We start from the raw sequence: 20,628 nt of genomic DNA, 5'->3' as shown, positions 1-20,628 counted from the left end.
TAATTCTAATTCTTGAGGAAGTTCTTCTGCAGATTCTTTTGGTAATGAACCTCTAGGACTAGAAGGTGGTTCTGGTTCAGTTATTGGTTCTGGTTGTAATTCTAATTCTTGAGGAAGTTCTTCTGCAGATTCTTTTGGTAATGAACCTCTAGGACTAGAAGGTGGTTCTGGTTCAGTTATTGGTTCTGGTTGTAATTCTAATTCTTGAGGAAGTTCTTCTGCAAATGAAGACTCTGGTAAATCACCTAGATTATCTAATTTCACTTTATTTTCATCTATTCTCAGATAAGGACTACCACCAATTGAAAAAGTTCGAAGTTTGTTACCAGGTTTCCAAGAATTTTTTCCACTGTAAATTGTGATGTATACAAATCCATTTTTTATGTCAGAAGCAATTGTTAATCGATCTACAGGTTTACCTCTAGTTATGCCACCATCTGAATCTTGATGTTGTGTAGCTATCAAAATTAAATGCTCAGAGTCATAGCTTACTTCGGAAATTAAGTAATCAGCCCATTTCTTCATTACAAAAAATAGTGATTAGTTTCTACTAATTAAGCAATGATTTTTGGAACATAAAAAAATCAAATTTTCAAAATTTGAATAAAAGCAGAAAAATGTATGGAAATAGGCATAAAAAATAGGGTTATAATCAGCAAGATATAACTGAAATTAATGGAAATTTCTATCGAACCATGGAAAAAATTGATTATTCATGAAGTAATAGAATACAAGTTTGAAGATTGGGTAAAACAGATAGCATTTAGTACACGATCATCAGGGGGTGGAATTCCCACAATGCAATGGACAAATGGAGTTGTTTTTTCTCCAGCAAATTTTCCAACAACCAATTCCACAGTAGATGAACAATTGAAAGGGACGCTACATTGGTCATCAGTATCATTTGCAATTAAAGAGAAATTTGAAAAGCAAATTGTTAAAGAAAATGCCACAATAAATTTAGTAGATGTTAGTGTAAATGAAATTTTTAAAGAATTGGCTACTAGTTTAAAATCACAATCAAAATATGCCAATTCAGAACCTAATTCGGTCCAATGAATATTGAAGAAACAATAGAAAAATTTGAGATTTCTTTAAAACAAATTAAACAATATGATCCTGATCCATTTTATGTAAATTATTTCTTTGATCAGTACATTAGTTTAAGAGAGAAAATAATAGTGGGGATTTTTGAAGAAGCTAACAGAGATTTTGGATTATTTTTAATGGGATTAATTACTGAAGAAAGTTTTCATCAAAAGGCAAAATTAAAAAATGATGAAAATGCAATTAAATTTTCAGAATGGTTTAGAACAAAATATGTTGAAGAACATAAAAATCCATATCCAAATTTTATGAGTAAAATATGTAACTTTAGAAAAAAATTTGAAAAATTACCAAATGTAAAAATTATGATTAGAGCATCAGATAGATACAAAGATGATATTAATCAAGAAATTAAAGTTCCTTTAAGTAATGAAAAATTACGTTCCAAGGAAGAATTAGATATTGAAATAAAAAGACAATTACCAGTGTTTTTAGAAATTATTAATCATAAAAGACGTGAAAAAAACGAGCCTAAAGTTGACAATAATCAAATAATTGCATCTACATTTTTAGATATTGAAGATCATAAAAATATTGAAATTGTTTATGCATCTGAAATTTACGTACCAGTGATAAAACGGCTAGTTGAAGAAGCAAGGGTAAAAATTAAAAATTTGATCAGGGATAATTGAAAATTTATTCAGATAAACCAAAAATTGAATGTTCAGATTTTATTTTGACTATTGGGAGATATGAATAACCATGATCAAAATTATCAGAAAATTCTGGATCCTGACCCTGATTACCCTGGTATTTGACAAAATGCTTGGTAGGTTCTGAATCTAATTCAACGTAATTGAAATTATAGTATACTTCATCCATTTCAAGAGAAGTGATGTATCCCATTACCCAAGATTTGTTGTGAGGTAATGCAAAAAGTGTAAGATTTTGTTCATCTGGAAATTCTGGATCATAGGTTAATCGGGCTAAACTTCCTAAATCTTTAACTTGTATTGGGTGAAATTGATCAGATATTTTCTTTGATTTTACAGGCAAAGATGAAATCTTGGATTCCATATGGACAATAGGAGCATAGTTAGAATTAGTTTTTGTAGATTCAACAATATCACAAATTTCTTTTCCAGAATCAACTTGGTATGAAACATATCTTCCTGATTTTGAAATTGGTGTATAAAAAATCAACAATGTATTTGCAAGAGTCAAACTACTCGAAATAATTCTAGTGCCATCTAGTTCTTGAGAATATACCCGTTTAGGATATTCTTGCAATGCACATACAAATCTGGCCAAATCATCAAAGCTAGATAATTCTACATAGTATTCATTCTGAGTAACTGACATCAAAAAATTATGAATCAATCAAGGTTTTATTCTTTCCACATTATGAGAATTTTTTGTTTGTAATTTTTTTCTATCAAAAAATTCCATAATAAAATGAAAAAGAATAAGCTTGCCAAAAACAATCATGGAAATTAAAGATAGAACATATTCTTCTAAATGAAACAAATATCCAGTAACGCCTATTGCAGTCATGATTTCTAATCCAGTACAAGTACAAAAAAAGAGAAATTTTTCTCTCAATTCAACAATTTATTGGTATTTTGGCCACATTGAACTCCAAGTTTCAGCAAATTTTTTCATCATTTCGCCGTAAACATTCATCTGTTCTAAACCAGATGAGCTAAGAGTCTTTTGCCAATTTTCAGCAAATTGTTTGAAAGTGGATGCATTAGTGTCATTAAGAGCCTTTTGCCAATTTTCACTAAATTCTTTGAAAGAATTCATTCCAACATCATTGAGAGCTTTTTGCCAATTTTCTCCAAATAATTTCATGGTTTCAGCACTTGATTCAACATTTGCTTTATCCCAAACACCATTGAATTTGGTTTGCATATCTTTACTTGCAGTTTGAATTTGCTCAAATAGAGATTTCCAATTTTCAAGTGATTTTGTATATTCTTGCCATAATGAATCCCATTCATTATTTTTTGGTTGATCTGACATTAACTAAAGATAATTTTCATTATTCTTAAGTGGATCTATGAGGATATAGGTTATTTTTGACGATTTTTTATTCTAGTATCCATTCGAATTTTACCTTCTTCAAATTTTATCCTATCATCATCTGTTTTTAGTGATAATTTAGGAACATGTGTGGGTTTTCCATTTTTATCAAGTGCTACAAATGTTACAAAAGCGGTTCCAGTAACAGTTCGAATTCCAGTTACAATATCTTCAGCTTCAGCTCTAACTTCTATTTCCATTGATGAATTATGAACATAATTTATCCTAGCATTTAATGTTAGAACATTTCCAACAAAAACAGGTTTCAAAAAATTTACACTATCCATAGATACAGTAACTGCATTTGATTGACAATGACGTTGAGCAACAATTCCTGCCACCATATCAATATGTTTTAGAATTTCACCTCCAAAGACATTTCCAGCCGGATTTGCATCTGAAGGAAACATTCGAACAATTACTTCAGCATGAGACTCTGAAGGGCTTTTTTCTCGCATATTGGAGCTTTCTGATGACATTTTTTATCTTATTATTATTCTCAATTTAATTTAATCAGTTGATTTTAGTTATTTGAAATATTTTTCGAGTTTAATTTTATCAATTTTTGGGATTTTTGCTAACTCAAATCCCTCTGGACGCTTAGATAGGGACCTAGTTGCATCAATACCCATTTTGGCAGTTTGTAATTTTTGTTGATTGCTTGATGGATCCAGACTGGAGCCACGAACATTTTTGAGGATAACTAGATCTTTGTCAGCTTGAAATCTTGTAGCCATAGCATATTCTACAGATTCAGCATTATTGGGATCAATATCTTCATCAACTACGGTGACTTGTTTCAATGAACGATGTGATTCAAATGTTTTTTTAATAATTTTTTTAGGATCTGAATCATTTTTCTTTTTAATTTGTACTACTGCATGTAGCCAGTTACATCCACCATTAGTCATAGAAACTTGTTTTGTTTGAGAAAATGATTTTTTCAATTCACCATTTAATTTTGATTCAATTGGCATTCCCATCAACAATCTATGTTCTGAATATCCAGATAAAACATCATGGAAAATTGGATTATTTCTAAAATAGAGATTTTTAAGTTCAAAAACAGGTTGAGATCTTTTATGATCATATGTCTGAAGCATTTCAACCATCCATTCTGGATGTGTTTTATCACGAAGAATTTTTCCTTCCATAACAAATTCAGAACCAGAAGGAATATTCAATCCAGTAAAAGGAAGTTTTGCTAAAGTTAATTTTCCACCTAAAAGAGAATTAGCAATATCGATTTCATCCTTTCCCCAATCAGCTTGATATGCACCAGCAATAGAAATTGCAGGATGAACACCCACAGTTATGGCAATTTTAAGATCTTCACCATGTTCTTTAGCATCAATAAAACATCTATGGAGATGACGGCCTTCAACCATCCTAATAGAAAAATGAGTTTTATCAATTGGCATCATTCTGTGAAATGAAGAATTCTGTTTGCCAGTTTCAGGATTTTTAGCATATGCCACAGAGGATGTAATAAATGGACCAGATTCCTTTTCAAAATGAGTAACTATAGGCATAGAAAGTATGTTTTTTGACTTGTTTTCCATAAATTTTCCTGATGAAACAATTTTAGGTTTTTTTGCTTTTTTAATTGCAGAAATTACTTTTTCATGAATATTATTTTCTGTGCCATTAACAGCAATTGCAAATCGTTTTCTAGTTCCAACTAAATTTGCTATTAATCTAAAATTACTTTCTTTTATTTTTTCAAACAATACTGCATTAGATCCATCAACCTTAGCAGTGATTCCAGCAATTTCATATTTTGTTGACACAGTAGATTTTACAGTTTTGAGTTCATTGATTTTTTTAATTTGTGAAATGTAGCTTCTTAAATCACTCATTCTCAATCATCTCCATAATCTCAGACATTAAGGCTTTTGCCGTATCTGATTCCAAAGGTTTTTGAATAAAAGCAGAAACTAGAGCAATTCCCCTCATCCTAGTACTAATTCTTTCAGAAACAAGTTTTAGAAAAAGAGATTCCGACCTGGATGGAATAATAGTGGTTGTAATTGGTGTTGGTCCTGTCGCTAATGAAACTACCATGGATCCCAATTTGTTTGATCCTTCAGTAACTGAAATAAAATAACCATTTTCGAATTTTTGAATTTGTAAAGAAAAACTACGACTCCCCAAATTTACCATTTTATGGAAAAATCCATTTGGAGAGGTCAACGAGCTATGAACAAATCTTATGCTTTTATTGCTATTGTTTCACTTTTCTGGGAAGCAACAACTTCAGGGTTTTTTTTGCAATTCTTCTCATGTTTGTCTGGATAAACAAAGAGTTTTTCACAGTGTGTACATGGAGTTTTTTCCTTACTTTTTGCTTTAGCTTTGGATTTTGTTGTTTTTGCTTTAGCTGTTTTAGCTTTAGATTTTGCTTTAACAGTTACTTCTACAACTTCTGATTCAATTTCAGTAGCTGCTGCAGCTTCCATAGAATCAGCCTCAACTCTTGCTCGTAATTTTGCTTTGTATTTCAAATTACGTGGTTTTGTTCTTAATCTATATCCACAACATGGACACCAAAGTCCTTCCCATTTGATGAAAATTTCACAAATCTGGCATCGACGTTGTCCAGAAGCATATCTTCCAGTGCCAACAGGCTTTTGAGCCTTATATCTAACACAAATTCCTTTACAAGTCATCTTGGTAATATTGTATAGAATTCATAACTATATAAGGATGGATCGATAAATTTCATATAAAATTTTAAAATTTCTTGTAAATATTTTAGATTAATAGTCGATCAAAATTATTATTTTCAAATAAAAACGCAAAATCAACAATAAATATGTATAGCTGATTTTGATATCATGTTTTTTGAAATAATAATATGTGTCAATATAGGTGTTTGACAAAAAAATTCATTTTTTTATAAAAAAATAATGAAAATTTATAATATTATCATACTTTCATCGTCAATTAAATCATGAAAAATTGGAAATGTCATATAAAATCAGATTTTTCTCAAAAAATATCAAAATTACTAACCTGTAATAGACAATGGAAGAATTGAATGTCGATATCCTTCTCGCTGAGAAATATATTTTGCTGAAAGCATATCTCGTTTTCCACGCTGATTAAAATTTTTAATTTTCATACTTGTTTTTCTTTCATCTACAAATTCCAATTCAAATGATGAACAATATTTTAGATTAAGCATTTTTACAATTTGTTTTGCAACAAGCATACTTCCATCACCAATTTTTAGAATTTTTCTTTTTGCTCGAAGACCACTTAAAATTCCAATAATATGATAAACCAATTCCTCAATAGAATTATGAACTGAGCTCTCAATTTCTATGCCATAGTAAAATACAGATAAACCAATTCGCTGACCAGGATCAACTCCTAAAATTAGATTTTCTTCTTCAAAACTAAGATTAAGTTTTTGCATCATTACACCTCTAAGTACAGTAGGATGATGTTCAAGAACATCTTCATGAAGTAAAATCTTCTCACATTTTTTAGGAGATTCCCTTTGAGTTGTAAGAATTAAATTTCCAGAATAATACTCTATTTCTTCAGGAAGTATAGAATCAAAGGATAGATTGAGACTTTTCAGATAAGTTGAAAATCTATAGTATGGTTTACCATAGGTAGTAGCAATTCCAATACGTGAATTCTGTAAGGGATCGATGATTGATGAAATGAAATATTAGATTTAGGTTTATGCTTTCAAAACTGTTGACACTACATGTTTGACTGCTTCATCAAAATTTGCATCAATTTTTGACTGCATTTCAGATAATTTTGCATCACCCTCTTGAGAAATTTTTGCAGATTCAGCAGTTGCTTTATCTTTAGAAGTATTGATAATGACTTCAGCCTCTTTAGTGGCCATTTCCCGAGTTTTTTCTAATAAATTATCAATTTCAGATAGAGCCTTTACAGATAGTTGTTTTTTCATATCGCCTACCTTACTATTTAGAGAATCTAGATCATCTTCTAAAGCATTTAATGATTTGATAATTCCTGTGACTTTGGATTCAGCCATACTACTCATTATGTACTAAATCTGATAATCCATTACTTAAATCATTCATTTTTAGGCACAAGAATATAGTATTCTGAAATTATCCTGTTGTTAAAAGCAAGATAGCTCGAGCAAGATCGCCTTCAGCCTCTTCTAAAGCATTTTTGGCTTTTTCTTCATCAACACCTGCTTGTTGACTTACAAGCTGAATATCTTCTTCTGAGTAAATTGGAACTTCTAATTCCCTTTCTTCATAACTATCAGCAGTTACTGTAAAAATTGAATTGTCTTTTGCTTTCATTTCAGTAACAGCAGGCTTTGAAATAATGATTTCTTTTTTATCAGTTTTAATTATAACTTCTTGAACGTTAGATAATTCGTTCATATCCAAACCCATCTTATCCATCATTCTTCGCATTTCACGGTTTCCTCCTCCTCGCATCATGATGTTATTTCCTCATTACGACTTTTTAAACTATCTCTGATCTTTATGGCCACTCCTCTATCAAAATCAGAAATCATATCAGATGCCAAAAGTGCCCTTCCTACGGCTATTACCTTATTTTTGAATAATACAGGAGTGTCTGCAGATATTTGGACATTTTTCCCACATGATACAACATGCTTACAAAATACGGATCTACCCTGCTCAACAAAAGGGGCAGCATCAGAATTTATCTCAATACAATTTTCTTTAAATTTTTTATTTTTTAGTAACATTTGAGCAAAATGAATACTAATTGCAAGACTTCCATCAATTCTCAAAGTACATAGAAATTTCCCCTTATGAGAAACAGTTCTAATTCTACCAGTTTTTCTAGAAAAAGTCATTTCAATATCTTTTGGTAATAGTTTTGATGTGCCATTTCCAAATAATGCATCAAGAGAATGCTGAAGTTTAATGATATGATCCAATACTCATAGTAGAATTTTTTCTAAATATTAGTTCAGTGATAGTCTATATTGGAAGGATCAAACTATATAGAATAGAATTTTCCGTTTAGATTATGGAAGATGGGGGAGAAACTAGAAAAATACAGTTTACCGGTAAATCATCATACATTGTTTCATTACCAAAACAATGGATAATGGAACTAGGTCTCAAACAAGGAGACCAAATCAGAATGGTTCGAAAAGGTTCATCAACATTAGAGCTATATCCACCAAAATTTGAATCCAGAATTCAGAAAAAAGAAGAAGCAGTAATAGAGATTGATGGAGGAGAAGAAGCAGCATCTATTGTTAGAAAATTAATTTCGTTGTACTTTTTAGGATTCAAAACGATTAATGTAAAACCAAAAAACGGCATATTGAGTGCACATCAAAGAAACACAGTAAAAAAAGCTGTAAAACGAATGCTAATGGGTTCTGAAATAATTGCCGATTCTACAAGTGGAATAACAGTTCAAGTTCTTGTTAATTTGTTAGAATTGTCAGTAGATGGCGCCTTCAAGCGGATGATTCACCTAGCAAAATCAATGTCAAGTGATGCAATTTTGGCTGTAAAAGAAAATAATTTAGAATTAGCCCAAGAAGTCATCAATACAGACGATGAAGTAGATAGATTTGGATTTTACATTATCAGACAATTAAAAATTGCAATTCAAAATGAACACATGTTAAAAGAGATGGGCTTTAGAAATGCTAGGAATTGCTTAGGATATAGACTGGTTGTAAAAAACATAGAGAGAACTGGAGATCATGCTGCATTCATAGCAAAAGATCTAATTGAATTTAAAAAACCTGTAAAAAAAGAGATTTTGCAAAAACTACAGGATATGAATGAGTTTTGTTTATCTGTTTTAGATGATTCATGCCTTGCATTGTTCAAAGAAGATTACTATCAGGCTGAAAAGACAATTACAAAAATTGAAGAAATTACAAAATTTGAGAAGAAAGTAAGAGATGCTTCTAAATCATTAAAAGATGATGAGGAGGTTTACAGGGTAAGAAGAATGACTGAAAATATTCGAAGAGTTGCGGAATATGCTAGTGATATAGCTGAAATAGTTTTGAATATGAATATTGAAAAAACGCTAAAAAAATCGGATTAATTTATCAAAAACATGTCCAATACAATTATCTTAGATTCAATTAATAAAATGAAATAGAATGAATTCTGCAATTTTAATCACATATGATCAAGAGGACTCGATAAATGAGGCAAAGGGGTTGTGTGATGCAGCAGGGTATGAGGTAGTCCACGTTATAACACAGGATTATCTTCAAAAACCAAAGTATGGCATCAGTGGTGGAGTACTGGAACAATTACAAGAAATTGCAGATAAGTTAAGACCAGACATCATAGTATTTGATGAGATTTTAAAACCAAGTCAGAACTATAATCTTGCTACAGAATTACATAGAGAAGTTTTAGATAGAGAAGCATTAATTCTGGAGATTTTTGAAAGCAGAGCTTCAGGTGCAGAATCAAAATTACAAGTAAAATTGGCACAGTTAAGATATGAAATGGCAAGAGCTAAAGAAAAAGTTAGACTTGCAAACATGGGTGAACAGCCTGGATTTATGGGAATAGGAAAATTCGAGGTTGACGTGTATTATAATGACATTAAACATAGAATGCAGACAATAAGATCAAAGCTCGAAAAAGCTGGAAAACAAAGAGAACTTCACAGACAGGGAAGAAAAAGAATGGGATTCAAGACTATATCACTTGCAGGTTATACTTCTGCAGGAAAAACTACATTGTTTAACAAAACTACAGGTGAAACAAAAACTCAAAGTAAAGAACTGTTTACAACTCTTACTACAACCACACGAAGAGTAATGATAGATCAAGAACCATTTTTAATTGCAGATACAGTTGGTTTTATCAGCAAACTACCAGCATACATGATTGATGCATTCAAATCAACACTAGAAGAATTGATACATACAGATGTAATTATTCTGGTAATTGATATTAATGATTCAATATCTGAATTAAAAAAGAAATTTTCTAGTTGCATGAGAACTTTAAATGAATTAGGAGTAGAACAAAACAAGATAATTTATGCTCTAAACAAATCAGATTTATTAAAAAATGAAGAAATTGAAAGGAAGGTTGAATATCTCAATTTAACTGAAAATAAAAAATTGATTTCAGTATCTGCAAAAACTGGAAAAAACATACCACAATTAAAAAAATTGATCAAAGAAATTACAGAAAGTCAGAACTATCATAAACCAAAAAAGAATGCATGGGAAGGAGCGAATAAAACATTTGGTAATTGAAGTAGTCAGGATAGGACAACGTGTTGTAAGAGATGACAGAGTAACTACTCATGTAGCACTTGTTTCAAGAGGATTTGGTGCTGAGCGAATTTACATGACGGAGGTAAATCCAGAAATTAAAGATACTATTGAAAAAATTAACAGTACTTGGGGAGGTAATTTTCAAATTGAATTTATTGAAAAATGGAAAACTATTGTAAAAAAGAAAAAAGATGAAGGTTTCAAAATTGTTCATCTTTCAATGTATGGTGAAAATATCAATGATGCTGAAGAAAAAATTGGAGATGAAGAAAACCTGTTGATAGTTGTAGGTGCTGAAAAAGTTCCAAGAGAGATTTATGAATTAGCAGACTATAATGTTGGAGTTGGTAGCCAACCACATTCAGAGATTAGTGCTTTAGCAATTCTGTTAGATCGAATACAAAAAGGTAAACAATTTGAGAAAGAGTTTCCTAATGCAAAAAGAAAGATCATTCCTACTAAAAAGGGCAAAAATGTACAAGTAAAAGAAACAAGGGATTAATAGTAGAAAATCAGAACTCATTAGAGTTGGTAGACAAATACGAAGATCCTTTTGTTAGAATCGCCTCAATGATTGGAGGAGATGAATATCTCAAAGTAGCAAGATCTCTTCTAAAAGCAGAAGATGCTACTGATGAAGAAATTGCCAGTTCAACAGGTCTTAGAATCAATATGGTAAGAAAAGTATTGTATGATCTATTTGGAAAGTCCCTCATTACTGGTATTAGAGTTAAAGATGAAAGAAAAGGATGGTTTGTCTACAGATGGAGAACTAGAAGAGAAGAAGTAGAACATTTTATTGAAAATCAAAAAAAGAAAATCGATGAGAGATTACAACAGAGATTAGATTATGAGAATGCTTCAGATTTCTATCACTGTGGGAATGAAGATTGTCCTAGAGTGACATTTGAAAGTGCTCTTGATGGAATGTTCAAATGTCCATCATGTCAAAATGTTTTGAATCTAAAAAAGAATGATAAATCTAGAAAAGCATATCAAAAGAAAATTGATGAAATCAAACAAGATATGCAACAGACATTTTGATTAGACTAAAAATTTGAAAAGTAGGTTACTAGAATAAATAGGAGAAACCCTGTGAAAGATCCTTGAGTCAAATCACTACAGTTAATCCAACAACGGGTGAAGATATTGCAAACTATTCTGCAATGGATAAGAATCAAGTATTTAATTTAGTAGGAAAAGCAAAAAGAGCATATCCAGAATGGAAGAAAGATTATGAGAAACGAAAAAGTTACATTTACAATTTAGTTGAATATCTAAAGAAAAACAAAACAGAACTAGCAAAAGTAGCTACAGCTGAAATGGGTAAACCACTCAAAGAATCAATCGGAGAAGTTGAAAAATGTGCATGGGCTCTAGAATTTTATGCAGATCATGGGGATAGTTTTCTTGCTGATGAAGTATTAAACACAGATGCAAGAAAGAGTTTTCTAACTTTTGAACCACTGGGTGTAATAGGCTCAATTATGCCATGGAATTTTCCTTATTGGCAAGCATTAAGATTTGCAGCTCCTTGTCTAATGGCAGGAAATGTGATTGTAATGAAACCATCTAGAGTTACAATGCAATCAGGTATTGAAATTGAAAAAGCATTTACCGAATCTGGAATGCCTGATGGAATTTTTCAAACTGTAGTTGGAAGTGTAGAATCTGCAAATCATCTAATTGATTCAGATGTTAATGCAGTTACATTTACTGGTAGTACTAATGCAGGTGCAAAAGTAGGTGAAAGAGCTGCAAAGAATTTGAAAAAATGTGTTTTAGAATTAGGAGGAAGTGATCCTTTCATAGTATTAGATGATGCAATTATTGAAAAAGCAGCAGAGGGTGCAGTCAAAGGTAGATTCATCAACTGTGGTCAAAGTTGTGTTGCATCAAAAAGATTTTTTGTTGGAAAGAATATCGCAGATGAATTTATTGAGTTATTTATTAAAAAAGCATCTCAGCTCAAAATAGGTGATCCAATGTCAATGGAAACCGACATTGGTCCATTATCAAGTAAAAGCGGATTTGAAACAATTTCTGGAATAGTTGAAGATGCAAAAGAGAAGGGCGCAGAAATTCTTCTTGGAGGTTCTCAAATAGATGGAAAAGGATTCTTTTACAAACCAACTATACTAAGAAATGTTAAATCAAATATGAGAATAGCACAAGAAGAAACTTTTGGCCCAGTAGCTCCAATTACAATTGTTGAAAATGAAAGTGAGGCAGTGAAATTAGCTAATGAGAGTGAATTTGGACTGGGTGCAAGTATATGGACACAAGATCTTGCTAAAGCAGATAAAATGTCTAGACGAATTGAATCAGGTATTGTAAGTGTCAATAATGTAGTAATTTCAGATCCACGAATTCCATTTGGAGGAATTAAACATAGTGGATTTGGAAGAGAATTATCAAGATATGGAATGTTAGAATTTGTAAATTTGAAATCAGTCAGATTTTATGATAATTTAACACATCATCATTACGTAGAATAAATTATTTTTTTAACTCTAAAATATCAATCGTCTGAATCAGAATTATCATCTAATTCTTCGTCTTCTTCATCATCACATTCTTCCAATTCAACATGGGTTGGATTTCCATCATCACCAAAAAAAATCTCAACACAAATATCAGTAGCCAAAGTGGATACTAAAATTTCTGCAAGTTCTTTAGGAAAATTTCCTAATCTACTAGGATCTGATGAGAATCTATAGGAAGTAATTTCATCTTCATGATAAAAATCAAATTCAATATCTCCGTGCGCAAATTTTCTCACTGTTGTTACTTGACCAAATATACTGTGAGCCAAATCTAATTACCTTGTTGAGAAACATCTTTTGTAAGAGTTTCTGCTAATTGTTCATAGTGTTCCCTAGTTTTTCCAATCTCATCAAGTTTTGAATTTTCAATTTCAGTTAATTCTTTGTCAACCTTTTCTGAAACATACTGTAATCTTGCCTCTGCCATCATGAATAATTTATTATTCTCTTTCCATAAATGCTCAGTGATATGTTCAACATATTGTTGCATATCACTTACTAATTTTGTTGAATCACCTGAAGAAAGATATTCTTTAGCTGAAATTTCCATTTCTGCACCAATCTCTCGTGAACGTTGATGATCAATTAGCATCATAGCAATCGGTCCCATGTTAGTAGGTAAACCAGCTTGCTCTAATGCTGGAAATAATGATTTTTCTTCTTTACTATGATGACAAACATCTGTAAAGTTTTTTGAGAAATCAATTACTGGTAATAATATTGATTCAGGAATCTGTTTACCATCATTTAGTAATTGAACCGTAGATTCCATTGCTTTGATGACTTTTTCTATTAATTCATGATCGCGTCTTAATGATGTAGTAGACATGATTAATTAAAATAAAATCCAATATCTATATCTTATTCATTTTAAAAAAATAATTAAAAGATAGAAATTAGTTAACGATAATTCGTTAACATGTGGGTTTAACGATTAGAAAGGCTGTTTGATTTAACAAATATCCAAATCTTTTTAGTCATTTCACTTGGTGCAATTGGTTTCTTACCAAAGACTTGTTCTACTGTTTCAGAACGTCCTGCAAAACTAATTGCATATCCGCCAAATGCTGGTTTTTTAGATGCTGATTTGGATGCTTTTCTTTTTGGAGCTGCTTTTCTTTTTGGAGCTGCTTTTCTTTTTGGAGCTGCTTTTCTTTTTGGAGCTGCTTTTCTTTTTGGAGCTGCTTTTCTTTTTGGAGCTGCTTTTCTTTTTGGAGCTGCTTTTCTTTTTGTTGTAGTTTTCTTTTTTATTGCCAATTTCTTGTAATTTTATTTCAAAGAAAGTATAATAACTTACACTTTTTGATAATTCAAAACGAGATGGTTTTTGAGCCTCTTTACAGATTTGAGATGTAGATTGGGGGATTTGGAAATTTTATCAAATCCACTACCTTGAACAAATGATATTGAATCATTTCCCCCAATTACAAATGGAGAAACGGTAATGATCAATTCATCAAAAATATTTTGTTTAATAAATTCCCAATTTACTGTTCCACCACCTTCAACTAGTATTTTTTTGATTTTTTTCTCTGAAAGTTTTTTCAATAGGAATTTGATATTAACTGATTTATCTCCAGCAATAATTACTTGAACTGGAAAATTATTTAATTTTTGTAAATTAGATTTTGTAATTTTTTTGGATACAGCTATAATTGTTGGTACTTTTGTAGATGTTTGTAAAATTTTTGATTTATTAGAGATTTCACCTTTAGAATCTAAAATTATTCTAATAGGATTTTTTCCTTTACTATAACGTACAGTTAACAAAGGATCATCACGCATTAGTGTATTTTTTCCAATGATTATTGCATCTACTTTTGTTCTTAGTTTATGTAATCTATGAAGATCTTTATCAGAAGAAAGTTTTGAATCTCCTGTTCTAGTAGCAATTTTTCCATCAACAGATATTGCTGCACTCAAAATAATATATGGCTTAAATTTTTCCATGTACTATTTTCCCTCCAATCATAACGGCTTTAATTGCAGATTCAGATGCCCTATGTACAATTGATGCATGTGGATCATGCATGGGTTCTAAATCTAATGCATGTTTATCTAAAAATATACAATCAGCAAATTTTCCAGATTCAATACTTCCAATATTTTTATTCAAAATTTTTCCACCATTTACTGTTGCCATTTTAAGAATTTCTTTAGCATCAATTCTTTTTTTGTGTAACCCCATAGTCACTTTCCAAATAAAATCCATTTCTCTAAACATATCAGGAGAATTTATCATGACATTATCTGTGCCCAGTGCTAAAATACAACCTGACTTTTGCATTAAATCAATATCAGGAATTCCCTCAGCAAGTGATGAATTAGCTCTAGGGCAAATTACAATACCTCTTGTTTTTTTAGAGGCAATTTTAAGATCAGATTTTGAAGCATATGTCATATGAACTAAAAAATCAGGTTTCAGAGTTAGAGCCCTAATTGTTTCTGATTTTCCAGTTATTTTTTTTGATTGAGAAATACTTTGTATAGTTTCAGCAGAATGAATTGCTCTAATTTTTGGTATTTTTGAATAATAATTTAATACTGAATTACTGTTTTCATTAGCACCGCTGATACCAATACCATCACATTTTTTGAGTAATTCAGATAATTCAGAAGATTTTACACTTGGAAACGATAAATTTTTTTTAATTTCTTTGGCATCTTGATAGAATTCTATTCTACCCAAGATAATTGAACGTAAAGGAACATTTTCTAGGACTTTTTTTAATAAAATTACACCATCTAAACTCCCCTCTCTAAAATCAACAAATGTAGTAATTCCCTTTCGAAGCATTGAATGACATGTATTTTTCATAAAATTTCCTAAAATTTCGTTTGATGTTTTTTTTAAAATTTTTGATTTTGCACCAAAGACAGGATGAATTTTTTCATTAACTGTATTGTTTAAAGAAATATCTTTTCCTACAGAATCTCCAATATGGGTATGAGCATTAATGAATCCAGGTATCATCAAGAGTCCCTCACAATCTACAGATTCTTCTTTTAAAACTGGTTTAATTTTTGAATTAATTTTTTTAAATTTATTATTTTGAATTCTAACATCAGTGTTTGAAACATAATCTAATTCTTGACCAGTTAAAACACTGATATTTTTTATTAACATGATAATTCATAAACTTCAGGTTTTTCTTTCCCTGAATCTCGAATTTCGCGTATTGTATCAAGAGATTTTGTGGCTAACTTTACTGCCTCTCTGCCAGTTTTTGCATTACCAATTCCACAATTTAATAAAATTTCATCTTCATTTTTTATAAGATTGATGAAATCTTGAACTGATTCTTTTCCTTCATCAGTTGATACAACCATAAAGTTATCACCACCCATAAAGAATGTAAGAGAATTTTTTTCTAAAAAGAATTTAGACATTTTTGAATACAATCCAAATATTATTGATGAAATTTCATAGGGAGAATTAGTTTTTCGTCTAGATGTAAGATCATCAACATCTAGATGCATTATTGAAACTTTTGAATCAGATTTTTCATAAATGAAACCAAAAATATTGTGTTCAGAATTTAAGAGAATTTTGTTTTGTTTTCCCTCATATGCTTTGAGATTTGCTTCAAAAGGTGAATTACCATATCCAATAGAAATCGTCATTCCAACTTCAAATAATTTTTCAAGGATTTTTTGGATTTGAATATGTTCATCCAAATTCAATCCATTTGAAATTACAAAAAATTCATCTGCTCTATTTAGAAAAACTATGCAGTTTTTATCAGAAAATAATCTCTGTATTTCCTTGTAGATAGAAGCCTGTAGCATTTGAAGTTCATGTTCTCTATCACTACCAAGAGTTAATGTCCAGGGACCATATTCTGTGATTTTCAAGATACTTAGTTGAATCATTTTTGAATCCTTTTTAGCTCATCAGAAATTTTTACAACAGCTTCTACTGCTCGTTCTGCAACTGGTCTAATTCTAGCATAAGCATGTCTTTCCTGCATACCTGGTCCTGAAATTCCTAAAGAAACAGGTTTTTGGTATTTTAATGATAAAGCTGTAAGTGCTTGAGCAGCTGCATGTGAAATGACTTCATCATGTTTTGTTTGTCCCTTAATGATAGCACCTAGAGTGACTACAGCATCAACATCTTTTTTCTGCAATAATGTATCAACTATGATGGGCATATCATAGGCTCCTGGAGCCATACAAGTGAAAGATATTTTCAATTTCATTAGTTCTGCTTTTTCTTTGGCAATAGAGAGCATCCTAGACGTCACTTCCTCATTGAATTCCGAAACTACTATTGCTATATTCAAAACTAATTCACCTTAGCGTATTCTAATAGCTCTTTTCCATCAATTAATGGAATTCCATTTTGTTTTGCATATTTTTCAGCTTTATCCACAGATAATGCAGTATAAGTTTCAGCATCCATCATTTCACATATTGCAGTTACTGGAGTTAAACCTGCAATTTGTGCTAAATAAACAGACATCTCTGTATGTCCTTGACGTGCAGCTAACAAACCTTTGGATGCTATCAATAAAGGAACATGTCCAGGAGTCTTAAAAGATGATGCAAATTTTTTCTGCTTGTTTTCAACATTATAGATTTTAGCCATTTCATTAATTGTCAATGCCCTATCTTTATCAGTAATTCCAGTGTATGTTTGATAATGATTTACAGATAATGAGAAAGTGGGGTGATCTCCATAAGGAGCTAATCCCATAATCATTTCTTTGTTTGAAATTGAAGAGTCGGCAAGAATTTCATGCATATATTGTAAATCAAGTGATGCTGCAAAATTATTTTCAATTGCAATACATAATAGTCCACCAGCATGTTGACGCATCCTTGCAACATGTTCAGGAGTTACAAATTCTGCAGCCACAACCATGTCAATTTCATTTTCTCTTCCTGCAGAGTCAAACAATAGAACAAATTCTCCACGTTTCAAAGATTGCAATGCAGAATCAAGTGACATATGAAAAAACTTCTTAATCTAATTATAAAGTTTACTAAAAAATTGGTAATTACCACTAAAGTTGTAGATAATTGGCTTTACTTTAGGATATATTTTCCAAGAATATCAGTTTCAATATTAACTTTATCGCCTACCTTTTTTGTATGAAAATTTGTAATCTCGATTGTATGAGGTATCAATGAAACTGAAGCTAGTGAATTTTTTATATCAACAACAGTTAAACTAATTCCATCTATAGCAATAGAACCTTTTTTCACTACAAATTTAGATAATTTTTTTGGAACTTCAAACCAAACTTGCACTTCCTTTGGTTTTTTTAGAATTTTTTTAATTATTGCAACACCATCCACATGACCCAAAACAAAGTGCCCCTCTAGTCTATCACCTGCTTTTAAGCTACGTTCAATATTTACAATGCCTCCAATTTTTAAATTTCCAAGATCAGTTTTTTTTGTAGTTTCTTCTATCATTTCAAAAATACAACTAGATTTAGAAAGTTTTGTTGCAGTAAGACAAACTCCATTTAGAGCAACACTCTGTCCAATTTTTAATCCCTTTGCATGTTTTCCTAAATTAACAGTCATTTGAATATCACTTCTATTTTTTGTATTTTTAGAAATTTTTTCTACTTTACCAATTCCTTCAATAATTCCAGTAAACATCAGAACATCTATGAATCATATCTATAAAATTCTTCACGTAGTTACAAATAATTTGAATTATCTATAAAATTATTCAGAATTTGATGTCTTAAATTCATCATTACAAAATTGATGAAATACAGAACATTTATTTTTCTTAGCATCATTTTTGATTTTTTCCATATCTTTATTGAGAACTCCTTGAGCTGCTAAAAATGCATCATCACTTAGATTCAATTTTTCAAATAATCGTGATTTAGCAAGAGGGAGTTCTTTTAATTTTGGATCAATTATTTGAGCTTTATCATAGTAATCTATGGAATCGCGATAATTTCCCAAATGACTTAATGAAATTGCTTTATTCATCAAGGCTGTTATATCATTTGGATCTATGAGAAGTGATGTATCATAGCATTCAAGAGCTTTTTTATGACGATTTAATTCATTTAAAGATAATCCCATGCTGTTTAGAGCCCACGTATCTTTGGAATTAGTTGAAAGGATTTGTTGGCATAATTCTATAACTTGTTCATATTGTTTCAAATTTTCAAGAGCAAAAATCTTATTTTTTAAGGCATATGTATCAGAATTTTTTATTTCTAAAACTTTGTTGCAGTAATCAATACATTCTTCGTATTTTTTTAGGTAAATCAAAGCTAATGAAATATTTTGTAAAGCAAGCATATCATTTGGGGCTTTTTCCAGTAATCCCTTGCAATATGTGTACAACTCTTCATATTTTTCAGCATTAAACATCCTAGTTATCACACTTGAAGGATCAAGAAGATCTACCATTCTCTTATTTAGAGAATTTCATTATCTTTAATCTATTCTAATTAAATAGAAATTCGAAAAAAATGAATTATTTTAAAACTTTACGAAGTGTTTCATTCAAAACTTTGGAATAACTATACGAGGATTGTTCTTGTTGAATCAATTTTGCTTGACGCATTCTAAGTTTTTTATCAAGATCCTCATCAATCATTATTGTAACACGTTTACTCATCTATATCAAAAATATTGTATGAAGTTTTCAATATAAGACTATATGAAAAGTTCCAAAAATGGGAATATTTAGTTTTTGATTATTGAAATGATTTGATCCATTTTGAATGGTTTTTGAATAAGAGGGATGTTTAATTTTTCTAATTTTTCTTCGGTTGTATAACTTCCATCTGCAGTTACAGCGATTATTCGTGCTTTTTGATTAATTTCTTGAATTTTTTTAATTGCATAAAATCCACTTCCATTTGGCATATTGAGATCAATTAAGACAACATCGGGATTAGTTTCTTTGAACAATTTTACAGCCGTAATACCATCAAATCCATTTCCAACAACATTGATGTCATTCTCTTCTAGAAATTCGCTAAATAGTCTAACAGTGTCCTCATCATCATCAATAACTATAACGGATTTTGACATATCTAGTCATACTAGAAAGAGCAGCGCTTTAATATTTTCCATCATTTACAACTGTAGTATGGGCGGTATTGATAGATTGATAGCAACTTCAATATCACGTGAAATTAAAAATAATCTAGATTTAGAAATTCTAAAGGATACAGAGAGGGAATTATTTTTAGAACATGGTATGTCAATAAAATTATCAATAGAACATTTTCAGAAATTTACCAGTGTACTTCGAAAAAAGTCTACAATAGATGTTAAGAAATTTGAAAATGAATGTATAGATAAAATTATCAAAGTAAAAAAAAGAGATGATAAATTTTTAGTAACTATTGTTAATTCAGATTTGAGGGATTTAATTTTAGAGTTATTTGGAGACATTGAAACTAGAAAGATCATCTCCACATTATTAGAAAATGAATATACAATTCCGAAAATTCTTAAAGAATCCAAAGTTCCTAAAACATCAGGATATAGAAAAATCGAAAATTTGATTTTACATGGTTTCATTATAGAGTCAGGTAAAGTTCTAAGTGAAAGTAAGAAAATATCTAAACTACAATGTGTATTTCAAGAAATAAAATTAGATATTAAAAAAGATAAAATGGAAATTATTGGAATTGTAAATAAAAAAATGTTTGAAAAAAGCACTAGTATGAAATCAATTATTGAATTACTCGAATAAGATTA

At 30.4% G+C, this 20,628-nt stretch carries 32 protein-coding genes; 8 read left to right on the top strand and 24 right to left on the bottom strand.

The genetic code is table 11. The annotated features are described in order from the left end of the window. The coding region (locus tag ACW9W4_RS03250) for a DUF3892 domain-containing protein (protein ID WP_457761084.1) at positions 1 to 525 on the bottom strand (525 nt) is incomplete at its 3' end. Between the two features lie 150 nt (positions 526 to 675). Here ACW9W4_RS03250 and ACW9W4_RS03245 point away from each other — a divergent pair. Continuing rightward, positions 676 to 1,059, top strand: a complete 384-nt coding sequence (locus ACW9W4_RS03245; RefSeq protein WP_457761083.1) for a hypothetical protein — start codon at positions 676 to 678, stop codon at positions 1,057 to 1,059. Continuing rightward, on the top strand, positions 1,056 to 1,739 hold the full coding sequence (locus ACW9W4_RS03240; protein ID WP_457761082.1) for a hypothetical protein: 684 nt from the start codon (positions 1,056 to 1,058) through the stop codon (positions 1,737 to 1,739). The genes ACW9W4_RS03245 and ACW9W4_RS03240 overlap by 4 nt, the downstream gene beginning before the upstream one ends. Positions 1,740 to 1,743: 4 nt before the next feature. Here ACW9W4_RS03240 and ACW9W4_RS03235 read toward each other — a convergent pair whose 3' ends face one another. The 11 genes from ACW9W4_RS03235 to ACW9W4_RS03185 form a co-directional block, all read right to left on the bottom strand. Next, positions 1,744 to 2,409, bottom strand: coding sequence for a hypothetical protein (locus ACW9W4_RS03235; protein WP_457761081.1), 666 nt, complete (start codon positions 2,407 to 2,409; stop codon positions 1,744 to 1,746). 18 nt (positions 2,410 to 2,427) lie between these two features. Further along, positions 2,428 to 2,601 (bottom strand): hypothetical protein, encoded by a 174-nt coding sequence (locus tag ACW9W4_RS03230; RefSeq protein ID WP_246275330.1) that lies wholly within the window; start codon positions 2,599 to 2,601, stop codon positions 2,428 to 2,430. Between the two features lie 57 nt (positions 2,602 to 2,658). Continuing rightward, complete coding sequence (locus ACW9W4_RS03225) at positions 2,659 to 3,072, bottom strand: hypothetical protein (protein WP_457761080.1); 414 nt, start codon at positions 3,070 to 3,072, stop codon at positions 2,659 to 2,661. Between the two features lie 50 nt (positions 3,073 to 3,122). Further along, a complete protein-coding gene (locus ACW9W4_RS03220; protein ID WP_457761079.1) occupies positions 3,123 to 3,611 on the bottom strand; it encodes an acyl-CoA thioesterase in 489 nt (162 codons plus the stop codon). Between the two features lie 48 nt (positions 3,612 to 3,659). Next, positions 3,660 to 4,991, bottom strand: coding sequence for a UbiD family decarboxylase (locus ACW9W4_RS03215; protein WP_457761078.1), 1,332 nt, complete (start codon positions 4,989 to 4,991; stop codon positions 3,660 to 3,662). After that, positions 4,984 to 5,325 (bottom strand): proteasome assembly chaperone 4, encoded by a 342-nt coding sequence (locus ACW9W4_RS03210; protein ID WP_457761077.1) that lies wholly within the window; start codon positions 5,323 to 5,325, stop codon positions 4,984 to 4,986. Before ACW9W4_RS03210 ends, ACW9W4_RS03215 begins: the two co-directional genes overlap by 8 nt. A 17-nt stretch (positions 5,326 to 5,342) precedes the next feature. Next, entirely contained in the window at positions 5,343 to 5,801 is a 459-nt protein-coding gene (locus ACW9W4_RS03205) for a hypothetical protein (protein ID WP_179362561.1), read from the bottom strand. A 341-nt stretch (positions 5,802 to 6,142) separates the two neighbouring features. Next, positions 6,143 to 6,556 (bottom strand): hypothetical protein, encoded by a 414-nt coding sequence (locus ACW9W4_RS03200; protein WP_457761076.1) that lies wholly within the window; start codon positions 6,554 to 6,556, stop codon positions 6,143 to 6,145. Between the two features lie 270 nt (positions 6,557 to 6,826). Next, positions 6,827 to 7,153 carry a hypothetical protein gene (locus tag ACW9W4_RS03195; protein WP_457761075.1) on the bottom strand — a complete coding sequence of 109 codons (327 nt, stop codon included), beginning with the start codon at positions 7,151 to 7,153 and terminating at the stop codon, positions 6,827 to 6,829. Between the two features lie 79 nt (positions 7,154 to 7,232). Continuing rightward, positions 7,233 to 7,574 (bottom strand): nascent polypeptide-associated complex protein, encoded by a 342-nt coding sequence (locus ACW9W4_RS03190; protein ID WP_425489653.1) that lies wholly within the window; start codon positions 7,572 to 7,574, stop codon positions 7,233 to 7,235. Then, complete coding sequence (locus ACW9W4_RS03185; RefSeq protein WP_457761074.1) at positions 7,574 to 8,047, bottom strand: PUA domain-containing protein; 474 nt, start codon at positions 8,045 to 8,047, stop codon at positions 7,574 to 7,576. The genes ACW9W4_RS03190 and ACW9W4_RS03185 overlap by 1 nt, the downstream gene beginning before the upstream one ends. A gap of 92 nt (positions 8,048 to 8,139) precedes the next feature. Between ACW9W4_RS03185 and ACW9W4_RS03180 the strand changes: the two genes are divergently transcribed. From ACW9W4_RS03180 to ACW9W4_RS03160, 5 genes are all read left to right on the top strand, one after another. Further along, positions 8,140 to 9,186 (top strand): PhoU domain-containing protein, encoded by a 1,047-nt coding sequence (locus ACW9W4_RS03180; RefSeq protein WP_457761073.1) that lies wholly within the window; start codon positions 8,140 to 8,142, stop codon positions 9,184 to 9,186. A 58-nt stretch (positions 9,187 to 9,244) separates the two neighbouring features. After that, positions 9,245 to 10,366, top strand: a complete 1,122-nt coding sequence (gene hflX / locus ACW9W4_RS03175; protein WP_457761072.1) for a GTPase HflX — start codon at positions 9,245 to 9,247, stop codon at positions 10,364 to 10,366. After that, positions 10,356 to 10,889 carry a tRNA (cytidine(56)-2'-O)-methyltransferase gene (locus ACW9W4_RS03170; protein ID WP_457761071.1) on the top strand — a complete coding sequence of 178 codons (534 nt, stop codon included), beginning with the start codon at positions 10,356 to 10,358 and terminating at the stop codon, positions 10,887 to 10,889. Before hflX ends, ACW9W4_RS03170 begins: the two co-directional genes overlap by 11 nt. Positions 10,890 to 10,915: 26 nt before the next feature. Next, on the top strand, positions 10,916 to 11,431 hold the full coding sequence (locus ACW9W4_RS03165; RefSeq protein ID WP_179362568.1) for a transcription factor: 516 nt from the start codon (positions 10,916 to 10,918) through the stop codon (positions 11,429 to 11,431). A 62-nt stretch (positions 11,432 to 11,493) separates the two neighbouring features. Further along, the gene (locus tag ACW9W4_RS03160; protein WP_457761070.1) at positions 11,494 to 12,885 is read left to right on the top strand and encodes an NAD-dependent succinate-semialdehyde dehydrogenase; all 1,392 of its coding nucleotides are present in this window, start codon (positions 11,494 to 11,496) and stop codon (positions 12,883 to 12,885) included. A gap of 23 nt (positions 12,886 to 12,908) precedes the next feature. On the opposite strand, the gene ACW9W4_RS03155 is transcribed toward ACW9W4_RS03160, so the two are convergent. The 12 genes from ACW9W4_RS03155 to ACW9W4_RS03100 form a co-directional block, all read right to left on the bottom strand. Then, the gene (locus tag ACW9W4_RS03155; protein WP_457761069.1) at positions 12,909 to 13,202 is read right to left on the bottom strand and encodes a hypothetical protein; all 294 of its coding nucleotides are present in this window, start codon (positions 13,200 to 13,202) and stop codon (positions 12,909 to 12,911) included. 2 nt (positions 13,203 to 13,204) lie between these two features. Beyond that, on the bottom strand, positions 13,205 to 13,762 hold the full coding sequence (locus tag ACW9W4_RS03150) for a hemerythrin domain-containing protein (protein WP_457761068.1): 558 nt from the start codon (positions 13,760 to 13,762) through the stop codon (positions 13,205 to 13,207). 98 nt (positions 13,763 to 13,860) lie between these two features. After that, a complete protein-coding gene (locus ACW9W4_RS03145; protein WP_457761067.1) occupies positions 13,861 to 14,190 on the bottom strand; it encodes a hypothetical protein in 330 nt (109 codons plus the stop codon). Between the two features lie 36 nt (positions 14,191 to 14,226). Beyond that, positions 14,227 to 14,883 (bottom strand): 2,5-diamino-6-(ribosylamino)-4(3H)-pyrimidinone 5'-phosphate reductase, encoded by a 657-nt coding sequence (locus ACW9W4_RS03140; protein WP_457761066.1) that lies wholly within the window; start codon positions 14,881 to 14,883, stop codon positions 14,227 to 14,229. After that, on the bottom strand, positions 14,870 to 16,060 hold the full coding sequence (locus ACW9W4_RS03135) for an amidohydrolase family protein (protein ID WP_457761065.1): 1,191 nt from the start codon (positions 16,058 to 16,060) through the stop codon (positions 14,870 to 14,872). The genes ACW9W4_RS03140 and ACW9W4_RS03135 overlap by 14 nt, the downstream gene beginning before the upstream one ends. Continuing rightward, positions 16,054 to 16,806, bottom strand: a complete 753-nt coding sequence (locus ACW9W4_RS03130; protein WP_457761064.1) for a GTP cyclohydrolase IIa — start codon at positions 16,804 to 16,806, stop codon at positions 16,054 to 16,056. The genes ACW9W4_RS03135 and ACW9W4_RS03130 overlap by 7 nt, the downstream gene beginning before the upstream one ends. Then, positions 16,803 to 17,219: a 6,7-dimethyl-8-ribityllumazine synthase gene (ribH, locus tag ACW9W4_RS03125; protein ID WP_457761063.1), complete on the bottom strand. Its 417-nt coding sequence runs from the start codon at positions 17,217 to 17,219 to the stop codon at positions 16,803 to 16,805. The genes ACW9W4_RS03130 and ribH overlap by 4 nt, the downstream gene beginning before the upstream one ends. Before the next feature lie 2 nt (positions 17,220 to 17,221). Continuing rightward, complete coding sequence (gene ribB / locus ACW9W4_RS03120) at positions 17,222 to 17,887, bottom strand: 3,4-dihydroxy-2-butanone-4-phosphate synthase (protein ID WP_457761062.1); 666 nt, start codon at positions 17,885 to 17,887, stop codon at positions 17,222 to 17,224. Positions 17,888 to 17,964: 77 nt separating this feature from the next. Continuing rightward, a complete protein-coding gene (locus ACW9W4_RS03115) occupies positions 17,965 to 18,549 on the bottom strand; it encodes a riboflavin synthase (protein ID WP_457761061.1) in 585 nt (194 codons plus the stop codon). Between the two features lie 69 nt (positions 18,550 to 18,618). Then, the gene (locus ACW9W4_RS03110; protein WP_457761060.1) at positions 18,619 to 19,323 is read right to left on the bottom strand and encodes a tetratricopeptide repeat protein; all 705 of its coding nucleotides are present in this window, start codon (positions 19,321 to 19,323) and stop codon (positions 18,619 to 18,621) included. A gap of 67 nt (positions 19,324 to 19,390) precedes the next feature. Then, positions 19,391 to 19,534 carry a hypothetical protein gene (locus ACW9W4_RS03105; protein ID WP_179362580.1) on the bottom strand — a complete coding sequence of 48 codons (144 nt, stop codon included), beginning with the start codon at positions 19,532 to 19,534 and terminating at the stop codon, positions 19,391 to 19,393. Positions 19,535 to 19,602: 68 nt separating this feature from the next. Continuing rightward, positions 19,603 to 19,953: a response regulator gene (locus ACW9W4_RS03100; protein ID WP_457761059.1), complete on the bottom strand. Its 351-nt coding sequence runs from the start codon at positions 19,951 to 19,953 to the stop codon at positions 19,603 to 19,605. A gap of 58 nt (positions 19,954 to 20,011) precedes the next feature. Here ACW9W4_RS03100 and ACW9W4_RS03095 point away from each other — a divergent pair, with 58 nt between their 5' ends. Next, a complete protein-coding gene (locus tag ACW9W4_RS03095; protein ID WP_457761058.1) occupies positions 20,012 to 20,623 on the top strand; it encodes a transcriptional regulator in 612 nt (203 codons plus the stop codon). The last annotated feature ends 5 nt before the right edge of the window (positions 20,624 to 20,628 follow it).

It is taken from the genome of Candidatus Nitrosopumilus sp. bin_7KS (assembly GCF_054095835.1).
Note: the sequence above shows the minus strand (reverse complement) of the source record. Positions and strands in the feature narration are given on the sequence as shown.